Origin of the sequence: Nocardioides zeicaulis, assembly GCF_042432345.1 — a bacterium.
In the GTDB taxonomy this organism is placed as follows: domain Bacteria; phylum Actinomycetota; class Actinomycetes; order Propionibacteriales; family Nocardioidaceae; genus Nocardioides; species Nocardioides zeicaulis.
The window spans coordinates 609,052-620,794 of the sequence record NZ_JBHLXH010000001.1 but is presented as its reverse complement, the minus strand read 5'-3'; the positions used below and the strand labels follow the sequence as shown (position 1 = coordinate 620,794).

Below are 11,743 nucleotides of genomic sequence, written 5' to 3'. Positions count from 1 at the left end.
AGGCCAGGGTCGCCCGGACCCGCACCGCTCGGTGCACCACCCCGGGGACTGTCGTACCGCACCTGCCACAGGGGGCGCGACGGCCGGCCACGACGAGCACCCGCACCGAACCACCACCCACCACCACCGCGGCTGACCTGTGGCACTCGCGAGGAGCACAGCGATGAGCAACGTCATTGCCGACATCGGCGCCAGCTTCAAGCGCGACGACGTCCCGGCCTTCCGCGCCGGCGACACCGTCAAGGTCCACGTCAAGGTCATCGAGGGCAGCCGCTCGCGTGTCCAGGTCTTCCAGGGCGTCGTGATCCGCGTCCACGGCTCGGGCATCGGCCGCACCTTCACCGTCCGCAAGGTCTCCTTCGGCGTCGGCGTGGAGCGCACCTTCCCGCTCAACTCCCCGATCTTCGAGCAGATCGAGGTCGTGACCCGCGGTGACGTGCGTCGCGCCAAGCTCTACTACCTGCGCAACCTGCGCGGCAAGGCTGCCAAGATCAAGGAGCGCCGCGAGGCGTGATCCCTGGTCCGCGCGCCGCGAGGCGTAGGACCGACCAGGGACTGGTTAGTCTCTGCGCGTGACTTCAGACGACCGCGGCTCCTCGTCCACCTCGATGGACGAAGAGCCGCGGTCGTCGCGTCAGCAGCCCCACGAGGAGGACAAGGTGTCGAGCGGAGGCGAGGACCGCCGCGGCCGCAGCAGGCGCAAGCAGCTGCCGCTGTGGCAGGAGACGGTCCTGCTCCTGGGCATCGCGCTCGTGCTGGCGATCGTCATCAAGAGCTTCTTCGTGCAGGCCTTCTACATCCCGTCGGAGTCGATGGAGCCGGGCCTGGTGCTCAACGACCGGATCCTGGTCGAGAAGCCGTCCTACTGGGGCGACAGCGGTCCCGAGCGCGGCGACGTGGTCGTCTTCAAGGACCCGGGCGGCTGGCTCAACCCCGCCGACGCCGCCGGCCCGACCAACCCGGTCGCGAAGGCGATGGCGAAGATCGGGCTCTACCCGACCGGCGGCCACCTCGTGAAGCGCGTCATCGGGGTCGCCGGCGACACCATCCAGTGCTGCGACGACCAGGGCCGGCTGATGGTCAACGGCAAGCCCCTCGACGAGAAGGCGTTCGTCAAGCGCGGCGGCGCGTCCTGCGACGGCCCGATGGTGGACCAGTGCACCGACGACTGGGAGGTCGGCCCGATCCCCGAGGGCCACGTCTTCGTGATGGGCGACAACCGCAACCGCTCGGCCGACTCCTCGTTCCACATGTGCAAGCCGACGGTGACCGACTGCGTCCCGGGCGACGAGTTCGTGCCGGTCGACCTGGTCGTCGGCAAGGTCTTCGTCCTGCTCTGGCCCGCCGACCGGTTCCGCTGGAACACCCGCCCGGACGCCTTCGAGGACGTCCCGGACCCGTCGTGACCCTCCCGCCCCAGCCCGTGCCGGGCGGCGTGACCATCCGCCGCGACGCCGGGCTCTACGGCTACGAGCGCGCCCTGCGCCGGGCCGGCTTCGACCCGGTCGCAGGGGTCGACGAGGCCGGTCGCGGCGCGTGCGCCGGCCCCCTCGTGGCGGGCGCGGTGGTGCTGCCGCCCGGCAAGGCGGGCATCGTGCCGGGACTCGCCGACAGCAAGCTGCTGACCGAGGCCGCGCGCGAGCGCGTCTACGCCCAGGTGGTGCGCCGGGCGCTGGCCTGGTCGGTCGTGGTCGTGGAGCCCGAGGAGTGCGACCGCCTCGGCATGCACGTCGCCAACCTGGAGGCGCTGCGTCGGGCCGTGGCGCGCCTGGGCACGCGGCCGTCGTACGTCCTCACCGACGGGTTCCCCGTCGACGGCCTCGGCGTGCCCGGGCTCGCGGTGTGGAAGGGCGACCGCGTCGCGGCCTGCATCGCGGCCGCGTCGGTGATCGCCAAGGTGACCCGCGACCGGCTGATGGTCGCCCTCGACGACGAGTGGCCGGCCTACGACTTCAGGACGCACAAGGGCTACTGCACCTCCGAGCACGACGCGGCGCTGCTCGCGCACGGACCGTGCCCCCAGCACCGGATGCGCTTCGTCAACGTGCGGCGCGCCGCCGGGCTCGAGGAGCCCGCCCCGTCCACGCTGGGGCCGGCCACTAGTGTCGGGGCCGAGGGACGGTCAGCAGGGCCGGGACGTGTCGCGGGCGAGCAGGAGGACCGATGAGCGCTGAGGAGCTCGAGAAGTACGAGACCGAGATGGAGCTCACCCTCTATCGCGAGTACCGCGACGTGGTCGGGATCTTCAAGTACGTCGTGGAGACCGACCGCCGCTTCTACCTGTGCAACCAGGTCGACGTGAAGGCCCGCTCGGAGAGCGGCGACGTGTTCTTCGAGGTGTCGATGAGCGACGCGTGGGTGTGGGACATGTACCGCCCCGCCCGGTTCGCCAAGAACGTCAAGGTGCTCACCTTCAAGGACGTCAACGTCGAGGAGCTCGCGCCCCAGGAGATCGACCCGCCCAAGGACTGAGCCTCCCGGACCGGTTGGCCCTCCTCTTACGCCCACCGGCGCGCCTCTCGCCCGGACCGGCCCACCAGACGTCCACAGGACCCGCTCGACCGGCGTCGTCCACAGGACGTCGTGCCACCCCCTCCCTGCCGTCGGTGCGGCGCGGTCTGCTGGTGCCTCCCGCTCGACCGGAAGGCACCCACGATGTCCCGTCCCGCTGCACCGCTCCCGCCCCGCGACACCGTCGCCGCTCACAACCGACACCTCGGCCGGCGCGGTGAGGAGCTCGCCGCCCGCCACCTGACCTCCCTCGGGATGGTCGTGCTCGACCGCAACTGGCGCTGCGACGCCGGCGAGATCGACCTGGTCCTGCGTGACGGCCGGGTGCTGGTGATCTGCGAGGTCAAGACCCGCTCCTCGCGTGACTACGGCGACCCGGTGGAGGCGGTCGACCGCCGCAAGGCCGACCGGCTGCGCCGCCTCGGGGTGCGGTGGCTCCTGGCCCACAGCTGCCACCCCGACGACGTCCGGGTCGACCTGGTCGGGGTGCTCGCTCCGCCGGGCGGTCCGGTCGAGGTCGAGCACGTCGAGGGGGTCGGCTGATGGCCTTCGCGACGGCCCGTTCGCTGGCGCTCAAGGGTGCGGACGGCCACGTCATCGACGTGCAGGTCGACGTGTCGCCGGGCCTGGTGAGCACCACGATCATCGGCCGGGTCGACAAGAGCCTCTCCGAGTCGCGCGACCGGGTGCGGATGGCGATCAACAACGGCGGCGGCCGGTGGCCGGCCACCAAGCGGGTCACCATCCTGCTCGCGCCCGCCGACCTGCCCAAGGGCGGCACCCACTACGACCTCGCCATCGCGATGGCGGTGCTGGCCGCCGACAAGCAGCACGAGGAGCTCCAGCCCGAGCACCTCGTCGGCTGGGCGTTCGTGGGGGAGCTGTCGGTGTCCGGCGGCCTGCGGCCGGTGCCGGGGGTGCTGCCGATGGTGATCGCGGCCGCGGCCCACGGCATCACCCGGGTCTTCGTGCCCGAGCCGCAGGCGGCGGAGGCGGCGCTCGTGCCGGGCATGACGGTCTTCGGCGTCCGCTCGCTGGCGCAGGTCTCCGCGGTGCTGCGCGACGTCGAGGTCCCCGAGGCCGACCCGGTCGTCGCCCCGTCGGCGAGCCCGTTGGCCACCTGGCGGGGAGAGGACCGGCTCGACGACCTCGACCTGCGCGACCTCGACGGCCTCGAGGACGTCCGCTACGCCGTGGAGGTCGCTGCCGCGGGCGGTCATCCGACGATGCTCATCGGGCCGCGCGGCACCGGCAAGACGTCGATCGCCGAGCGGATCCCCTCGATCCTGCCCGACCTCACCACCGAGCAGGCGCTCGAGGTCACCGCGCTCCACTCCGTCGCTGGCTGCCTGCCCGAAGGCGGTGGGCTGCTCCGGCGCCCGCCCTGGTTCGCCCCGCACCACTCCGCGACCGCCGCGAGCGTCCTGGGCGGCGGCACCGGCCGGGTCCGCCCCGGCCAGGTGAGCCTGGCCCACCACGGTGTGCTGTTCCTCGACGAGTTCCCCCACTTCCGCACCGACGTCATCGAGGCGATGCGCCAGCCGCTCGAGTCCGGCGAGGTCACCATCGCGCGGGGCGAGGAGTCCGCGACCTACCCGGCGCGCTCGCTCGTCGTCCTGGCCGCCAACCCGTGCCCGTGCGGCAACTTCCACGGTCGTTCCGGAGGCAGCTGCGAGTGCTCCGAGGTGCAGCGCCAGCACTACCGGCGCAAGCTCACCGGTCCGATCCTCGACCGGGTCGACATCTGGATGGAGGTGCGTCCGCAGGCCCGGGCGCGCTCGACGTTCGGGCCCGAGGTGGAGTCGTCCGAGGACGTCCGGGCCCGCGTGGCCGAGGCCCGGCAGCGCCAGGCGCTGCGCTACCGCCACTGCCCGTGGCTGCTCAACGCCTCGTGCCCCGGGCCGGCGCTGGCCGAGCACTGGCCCCTCGAGCCCGAGGCCCAGCACCGCATCGACCAGGAGCTGACCGCCGGCACGCTCACGCGTCGGGGCGTGACCCGCGCCCAGCGGCTCGCCTGGACCGTCGCCGACTGCGCCGGCGTCGCCCGCCCGGGCGACCGCGAGGCCGAGATCGCCCTGGCGCTGCGCTCGGTCGACCCGGCACGGGTGCTCCCCGCCGCAGCCGTGCGGGTGGCGTCATGAGCGGCGCACCCCCCGGCGCCGTGGCCGACGGGGCGGGCCCGGAGCCCGCGACCCCGGTACCGGACGGCGAGCGGCTGGCACGGGTCATCCTGAGCTGCGCGGTGGAGCCGGGCGACGGCACGACCTCCTCGCTGGTCCGCCAGCTCGGTGCCGTGCGCGCGCTCGAGCAGTGCCGCACGTCGACGAGCCCCACCGGGGTGGCCGAGCGCCTCGCGGAGCGGCTGGCCGAGGTCGACCCGGTCCGTCGCCTCGACGAGGCCGCGCGGTGCGGCATCCGGTTCCTGGTCCCCGGCGACCCCGAGTGGCCCGAGGGCCTCGACCTCCTCGACGACGCCGTCACCCTCGAGGGCTTCGGCGGCACGCCGCCCGGGCTGTGGGTGAAGGGGCCGATGCCGCTCGGCGAGCTCGCCACCTCGGTGGCCGTCGTGGGGTCACGGGCCGCCTCGGTCTACGGCGTCGAGACCACCCGCCACCTGTGCGGGCACCTCGCCGACGCCGGCGTCCCGGTCGTCTCCGGCGGCGCCCTCGGCATCGACTTCGTCGCGCACGACGCGACCCTCACCGCCGGGGGCACGACCGCCGCGGTGCTGGCCTGCGGCGTCGACCGGGTCTACCCCGCCCAGAACCGCCGGCTGCTCCAGCACCTCGGCGCCGAGTTCGCCGTGGTCTCCGAGCAGCCGCCCGGCTCGGCCCCGACCCGTCCACGCTTCCTCGCCCGCAACCGGCTGATCGCCGCCATGACGAGCGGCACCGTGCTCGTCGAGGCGGCGCTGCGCAGCGGTGCGCTCAACACGGCGGGCTGGGCCGAGGCGCTGCACCGCCAGGTCATGGGCGTGCCGGGGCCGGTGACCAGCTACACCTCCCAGGGGGTCAACAACTTCCTGCGCGAGGGCCGCGGCACGGTGGTGACCCGTGGCGAGGAGGTCCTCGAGCTGGTGGGCAGGGCGGGCGAGCACCTCGTCGAGCCCCGGCGTGGGGAGAGGCGCCGACGTGACGACCTCACCCCGACCGAGCGGCAGGTGGTGGAGTGGGTGCCGGTCAGCGAGCCCGCGGCGGTCGACTCGGTGTCCCGCCTGTGCGGGCTCCACATCCGCACCACCGAGTCGGCGCTGCGCCGGCTGAGGACCAAGGGGTTCGTGCGGCAGGAGGTCGGCGGCTGGCGGCTCGCGCCTGAGCCGTGAGCGGCGCCGGCCCGCCTAGGCTCGGGGGGTGAGCGACACGACGACCGACATCGGCCTCCCCGAGCCGATGGTGCGGATCCTCGGCGACTACGAGCGGCACCTCGTCTCCGAGCGTGACCTGACGCCCCACACGGTCCGGGCCTACCTCGGCGACGTGTCGAGCCTGCTCGACCACTGCGCCCGCCTCGGCCAGGACGACGTCGCCGACCTCGACCTGCGCACGCTCCGCAGCTGGCTCGCCCGGCTCCAGACCACCGGCCGCAGTCGTACGACGATCGCGCGGCGGGCCACGGCCGCCCGTGTGTTCACCGCGTGGCTGCACCGCACGGGGCGGCTGCCGACGGACCCGGGCGCCGCGCTCGGCTCGCCGAAGAAGCTCAAGACCCTGCCGCCGGTGCTGCGCGCCGACGAGGCCGAGTCGCTGATCCGCTCGGCCGCCGAGCGGGCCGACGACGGGACCCCGGTCGGCGTACGGGACGTCGCGATGCTCGAGCTGCTCTACGCCACCGGGATCCGGGTCGGGGAGCTGGTCGGCCTCGACATCGACGACGTCGACGACGGCCGCCGGGTCGTGCGCGTGCTCGGCAAGGGACGCAAGGAGCGGTCGGTGCCCTACGGCGTCCCCGCGGGCCGTGCCCTCGACCGCTGGTTGGCCACCGGGCGTCCCGCCCTCCGGGTGGAGGGCTCGGGAGCAGCGCTGTTCCTCGGCGTCCGGGGCCGGCGCATCGACCAGCGGGCGGTGCGCGACCTGGTCCACCGCCGCATCGCGGACGTCCCGGGAGCGCCCGACATCGGTCCCCACGGCCTCCGCCACACCGCCGCCACCCATCTCCTCGAGGGCGGCGCCGACCTGCGCTCGGTGCAGGAGCTGCTCGGCCACGCCTCCCTCGCCACCACCCAGCTCTACACCCACGTCACCACCGACCGGCTCCGCCGGGCCTACCAGCAGGCCCACCCCCGCGCCTGACGCGCGCTTCAGGGACTGCGCCGGCCGGCTGAGGGTGGCGGGAGACGACATGCCGTGGGCCGTTGGCAATGTCGTGTGCCGCCAGGGTGGCGGTCGCCACGACCGCGCCCGCCGGCGGTCGGGGCTGAGGGTGGCGGCAGACGACATGCCGTGGGCCGTTGGCAATGTCGTGTGCCGCCAGGGTGGCGGTCGCCACGGCCGCGCCCGCCGGCGGTCGGGGCTGAGGGTGGCGGCAGACGACATGCCGTGGGCCGTTGGCAATGTCGTATGCCGCCAGGGTGGCGGTCGCCACGACCGCGCCCGCCGGCGGTCGGGGCTGAGGGTGGCGGCAGACGACATGCCGTGGGCCGTTGGCAATGTCGTATGCCGCCAGGGTGGCGGTCGCAACGGCCGAGCCCGCCGACGGGTAGATCGCGTCAGGCCGGACCGTCGAGCGGTCGCCGCCAGGCGCCGAGCGGCGGCGTCCAGGGCAGCCGCAGGGTGGCCGGCTCGTCCCTCCAGAGGGGCAGCAGCCGGATCGGTCCGCCGCCGACCAGGCTGAGCGGGTCGAGGTAGGTCCGGGCGTCGCCGCTGCCCTCCACGAGGCCCCAGTGCAGGCACGCCGCCGGGAAGCAGTGGCTGCCGACCACCGCCAGCCGGCCGATCACGTCCCCGGCCGCGACCTCCTGCCCGGCCGCCACCGTGGCCACCACGGGCTCGTACGTCGTCCGGCGCCCGCCGTGGAGCACCGTGACCACGGGCTTGCCGCCGATCGACCCGGCAAAGCCCACGGTGCCCGCCAGCGCAGCCCGCACGCCCTGGCCGGGCGCCCCGGCGAGGTCGACGCCGCGGTGCCCGGCGGCGTATGGACCGGCCGGCGGCTCGAACCCGCGCACGACCTCGGGCCGCGGGTCGAGCGGCCACACCCCCGTCGGGTCGGCGTCGGACGAGGCGACCCGCGTCGCCGCGGCGGGGGTCGCGGGGACGGGCGTTGACACATCCGTGGCGAGAGCAGGCGTGGCCCCCGGCGGCACGGTTGGGGCAGGCAGCAGCACCAGGGGGAGGACCAGGGTCGCGAGCGTGCTGTCGAAGGAGCGCATCGACCGATCGTCGAGGTGGCGCGCGACCCGCGCGACCAGCGGTGCTGCGGGCTGTGGACGCACTCGCGGCACGCCGTCCTGTGGACGCCGCGTGGCCCGGTTCCGGCGGCTCCGAGGCGGAGCCACTGCGATTCGCCGCCGGGGGAGGAGTGGGCCTACGATGTGCGGAGCAGTCCACCCGGACTGACTTCGCACGCCCGCTGACCGTGCCGAGATGCTCCTGCGTCCCGGACCGTCCACGGGCGGCGGCCCTCAGTTCCCGCCAGCCCCACCGGCGCGGATCGGGTCGCCGCGCAGGCGTCAGGGCACCCGTCACCCGACGGGCGCAGCAACTGAACACAACAGGAGCCCCGCTCCCCGGTCCGGCCTGCACGAAGGTCGGGCGCATCGGGTGAGCGCCTCCGCTACAACAGGAGAACCCATGGCAGTCGTCACCATGCGCCAGCTGCTCGAGAGCGGCGTCCACTTCGGTCACCAGACCCGTCGCTGGAACCCCAAGATGAAGCGCTTCATCATGACCGAGCGCAACGGCATCTACATCATCGACCTGCAGCAGTCGCTGGCCTACATCGACCGCTCCTACGCCTTCGTCAAGGAGACGGTGGCCAAGGGCGGCGTCATCATGTTCGTCGGCACCAAGAAGCAGGCTCAGGAGGCCATCGCCGAGCAGGCGACGCGCGTCGGGATGCCCTACGTCAACCAGCGCTGGCTGGGCGGCATGCTCACCAACTTCCAGACCGTGCACCAGCGGATCAACCGCCTCAAGGAGCTCGACGACGTCGACTTCGAGACGGTGGCCGGCTCGGGTCGCACCAAGAAGGAGCTCCTGCAGATGAAGCGGGAGCACGCCAAGCTCGACAAGACCCTCGGCGGCATCCGCGAGATGTCCAAGGTCCCCTCCGCGGTGTGGATCGTCGACACCAACAAGGAGCACCTGGCCGTCGAGGAGGCGCGCAAGCTCCGGATCCCGATCATCGGCATCCTCGACTCCAACTGCGACCCCGACGTGGTCGACTTCCCGATCCCGGGCAACGACGACGCCATCCGCGCCGTGGGCCTGCTGACCCGCGTGGTCGCCGACGCCGTCGCCGAGGGCCTCATCGCCCGCTCCGGTGCCAAGGGCGCCGAGGCCGGCGAGACCGTGGGCGCCGAGGAGCCGCTGGCCGAGTGGGAGCGCGAGCTGCTCACCGGTGACGCCGACCAGGCCGCCGCGGCCGCCACCGGTGACGCCGCCGCCGAGACCCCCGCCTCCGAGGCCACGGGTGCCGCGTCCGAGGCCCCGCAGGCCGAGGCCGCTGCCGACGCCGCCACCGAGGCCCCCGCCGAGGAGTCGACGGAGGCCGCCGCCGAGGCTCCGGCCGAGGAGTCGACCGCGGCCCCCGCCGAGGCCGAGGCCAAGCAGGACTGATCGCGCGACGCCGGTCGCGGGCCCTGCCCGCGGCCGGCACCGTGCTGTCCCCACCCACCCCTGGTCCCGCCGCTGGGCAGGACCGGCCCCGACTGCAAGGAAGAAGGACCCCATGGCCAACTTCGCCGCCGCCGACGTCAAGAAGCTCCGTGAGCTGACCCAGGCCGGGATGATGGACTGCAAGAAGGCGCTGACCGAGACCGACGGCGACTTCGACAAGGCCGTCGAGCTGCTCCGCGTCAAGGGTGCCGCCAAGGCTGCCGCCCGCGGCGCCGAGCGCGAGACCGCGGCCGGCCTCGTCGCCACCGCCGGCAACGCGCTGGTCGAGCTCAAGAGCGAGACCGACTTCGTGGCCAAGAACGAGGACTTCATCGCCAAGGCGCAGCAGATCGCCGAGGTCGCGAACTCCGTCAAGGCCACCGACACCGAGGCCCTCAAGGCCGCCGAGCTCGACGGCAAGACCGTCGGCGAGGTCGTCCAGGACCTGGCGATCACCATCGGCGAGAAGATCGAGCTGGGCGAGGTCGCCTACTTCGACGGCACCACCGTCACCTACATGCACAAGCGTGCGGCCGACCTGCCGCCCGCCGTCGGCGTGCTGGTGGAGTTCGAGGGTGACGAGGCTGCCGCCCGCGCCGCCGCGATGCAGATCGCCGCGATGAAGGCCCAGTACCTCACCCGCGAGGAGGTCCCCGCGGACCTCGTCGCGTCCGAGCGCTCGATCGCCGAGCAGAAGACCCGCGAGGAGGGCAAGCCCGAGCAGGCGATCGCCAAGATCGTCGAGGGTCGCCTCGGTGGCTTCTACAAGGAGATCGTCCTGCTCGAGCAGGAGTCGGTCACCGAGTCCAAGAAGACGGTCAAGGCCGTCCTGGACGCCGCCGGCACCACCGTCACGCGCTTCGCCCGCTTCGAGGTCGGCGCCTGACGCACCCCGCACCACCCGACCGGGGCCCGTACGCACTGCGTACGGGCCCCGCTCGCGTCCGCGGGGGCACCCGCGTGGGTCACGTCACGCGCGCGGACCTGCGGTTCGACCGGGCGCCGTGCGGACCGGTAGGTTTCTCGCCGACCCACCACGCCGTGCGAAGGGATCGAAGTTGACGGCATACAAGCGTGTCCTGCTCAAGCTCTCGGGTGAAGTGTTCGGCGGTGGGACCGTGGGGGTGGACCCCGACGTCGTCTCGAAGATCGCCCGCGAGATCGCCACCGTCGTCCGCGAGGGCGTCGGCGTGTGCATCGTCGTGGGCGGTGGCAACTTCTTCCGCGGTGCCGAGATGCAGCAGCGCGGCATGGACCGCAGCCGCGCCGACTACATGGGCATGCTCGGCACGGTCATGAACTGCCTCGCGCTCCAGGACTTCCTGGAGAAGGAGGGCATCGAGACCCGGGTGCAGACCGCGATCGCGATGGGTCAGGTCGCCGAGCCCTACATCCCGCGCCGCGCGATGCGCCACCTCGAGAAGGGCCGCGTCGTGATCTTCGGCGCCGGCGCCGGCATGCCGTTCTTCTCCACCGACACCGTCGCCGCCCAGCGTGCCCTCGAGACCCACTGCGAGGTCGTGCTGATGGCCAAGCAGGGCGTGGACGGCGTCTACAGCGCGGACCCGAAGAAGGACCCCACCGCCACGAAGTACGACACGCTCAGCTTCTCCGACGCCCTCCAGCAGGGCCTCCGGATCGCCGACGCCACCGCGTTCGCGCTCTGCATGGAGAACGACATGCCGCTGGTCGTCTTCGGTGCCGACGACGAGGGCGCGATCCTGCGCATCGTCCGGGGTGAGAGGATCGGCACGCTGGTCAGCCGCGACGGCTGACCCCACCCGCTTCCGCACGACCCCTGGTCGCACCGCACACCGCGGGCGCGGCCAGCACCACGAAAGAGAGCGCACCCGTGATCAACGACGTCCTGAACGATGCCGACTCCAAGATGGGCAAGTCCGTCGAGGCCACCCGGGAGGAGTTCGCCGCGATCCGTGCCGGCCGTGCCAACCCGGCGATGTTCTCCAAGATCACCGCCGACTACTACGGCACCCAGACGCCGCTGCAGCAGCTGGCGAGCTTCACCTCCCAGGACGCGCGCACGATCCTGATCCAGCCCTTCGACATCGGCGCGATGGGCAACATCGAGCGCGCGATCCGCGACTCCGACCTGGGGGTCAACCCGGCCAACGACGGCCGGGTCCTGCGCTGCGTGTTCCCCGAGCTGACCGAGGAGCGCCGCAAGGACTACATCAAGCTCGCCCGGGGCAAGGCCGAGGACGGCCGCGTGTCGGTGCGCAACATCCGTCGCACGGCCAAGCAGTCGCTGGAGAAGATGGAGAAGGACGGCGAGGTCGGCAAGGACGACGTCACCGGTGCCGAGAAGCGCCTCGACGGCCTCACCAAGACCCACACCGACAAGATCGACGAGCTGCTCAAGCACAAGGAAGCCGAGCTGCTCGAGGTCTGAGCACCCC

At 73.1% G+C, this 11,743-nt stretch carries 13 protein-coding genes; 12 read left to right on the top strand and 1 reads right to left on the bottom strand.

Annotation, left to right across the window (positions count from 1 at the left end):
- The first annotated feature begins 163 nt into the window (after window positions 1-163).
- The 8 genes from rplS to ACFFJG_RS03050 all read left to right on the top strand — a co-directional run bounded on the left by rplS (window position 164) and on the right by ACFFJG_RS03050 (window position 6,800).
- Window positions 164-514 carry a 50S ribosomal protein L19 gene (rplS, locus tag ACFFJG_RS03085; protein ID WP_378517143.1) on the top strand — a complete coding sequence of 117 codons (351 nt, stop codon included), beginning with the start codon at window positions 164-166 and terminating at the stop codon, window positions 512-514.
- Between the two features lie 58 nt (window positions 515-572).
- Window positions 573-1,406 (top strand): signal peptidase I, encoded by an 834-nt coding sequence (lepB, locus tag ACFFJG_RS03080; RefSeq protein WP_378517142.1) that lies wholly within the window; start codon window positions 573-575, stop codon window positions 1,404-1,406.
- Window positions 1,407-1,435: 29 nt separating this feature from the next.
- Entirely contained in the window at window positions 1,436-2,167 is a 732-nt protein-coding gene (locus ACFFJG_RS03075) for a ribonuclease HII (RefSeq protein ID WP_378519445.1), read from the top strand.
- The gene (locus ACFFJG_RS03070; protein WP_378517141.1) at window positions 2,164-2,472 is read left to right on the top strand and encodes a DUF2469 domain-containing protein; all 309 of its coding nucleotides are present in this window, start codon (window positions 2,164-2,166) and stop codon (window positions 2,470-2,472) included. Before ACFFJG_RS03075 ends, ACFFJG_RS03070 begins: the two co-directional genes overlap by 4 nt.
- A 183-nt stretch (window positions 2,473-2,655) precedes the next feature.
- A complete protein-coding gene (locus ACFFJG_RS03065; RefSeq protein WP_378517140.1) occupies window positions 2,656-3,054 on the top strand; it encodes a YraN family protein in 399 nt (132 codons plus the stop codon).
- Window positions 3,054-4,652 (top strand): YifB family Mg chelatase-like AAA ATPase, encoded by a 1,599-nt coding sequence (locus tag ACFFJG_RS03060; protein ID WP_378517139.1) that lies wholly within the window; start codon window positions 3,054-3,056, stop codon window positions 4,650-4,652. The genes ACFFJG_RS03065 and ACFFJG_RS03060 overlap by 1 nt, the downstream gene beginning before the upstream one ends.
- Window positions 4,649-5,833, top strand: coding sequence for a DNA-processing protein DprA (dprA, locus tag ACFFJG_RS03055; RefSeq protein ID WP_378517138.1), 1,185 nt, complete (start codon window positions 4,649-4,651; stop codon window positions 5,831-5,833). The genes ACFFJG_RS03060 and dprA overlap by 4 nt, the downstream gene beginning before the upstream one ends.
- Window positions 5,834-5,900: 67 nt before the next feature.
- The gene (locus ACFFJG_RS03050) at window positions 5,901-6,800 is read left to right on the top strand and encodes a tyrosine recombinase XerC (RefSeq protein ID WP_378519444.1); all 900 of its coding nucleotides are present in this window, start codon (window positions 5,901-5,903) and stop codon (window positions 6,798-6,800) included.
- Window positions 6,801-7,216: 416 nt separating this feature from the next.
- Here ACFFJG_RS03050 and ACFFJG_RS03045 read toward each other — a convergent pair whose 3' ends face one another.
- Window positions 7,217-7,879: a M23 family metallopeptidase gene (locus tag ACFFJG_RS03045; RefSeq protein WP_378517137.1), complete on the bottom strand. Its 663-nt coding sequence runs from the start codon at window positions 7,877-7,879 to the stop codon at window positions 7,217-7,219.
- A 421-nt stretch (window positions 7,880-8,300) separates the two neighbouring features.
- Between ACFFJG_RS03045 and rpsB the strand changes: the two genes are divergently transcribed.
- From rpsB to frr, 4 genes are all read left to right on the top strand, one after another.
- Window positions 8,301-9,287, top strand: coding sequence for a 30S ribosomal protein S2 (gene rpsB / locus ACFFJG_RS03040; RefSeq protein WP_378517136.1), 987 nt, complete (start codon window positions 8,301-8,303; stop codon window positions 9,285-9,287).
- A 112-nt stretch (window positions 9,288-9,399) separates the two neighbouring features.
- On the top strand, window positions 9,400-10,212 hold the full coding sequence (tsf, locus tag ACFFJG_RS03035) for a translation elongation factor Ts (RefSeq protein ID WP_378517135.1): 813 nt from the start codon (window positions 9,400-9,402) through the stop codon (window positions 10,210-10,212).
- Window positions 10,213-10,384: 172 nt separating this feature from the next.
- Window positions 10,385-11,101, top strand: a complete 717-nt coding sequence (gene pyrH, locus ACFFJG_RS03030; protein WP_378517134.1) for a UMP kinase — start codon at window positions 10,385-10,387, stop codon at window positions 11,099-11,101.
- A gap of 80 nt (window positions 11,102-11,181) precedes the next feature.
- On the top strand, window positions 11,182-11,736 hold the full coding sequence (gene frr, locus ACFFJG_RS03025) for a ribosome recycling factor (RefSeq protein WP_378519443.1): 555 nt from the start codon (window positions 11,182-11,184) through the stop codon (window positions 11,734-11,736).
- Window positions 11,737-11,743 lie beyond the last annotated feature (7 nt).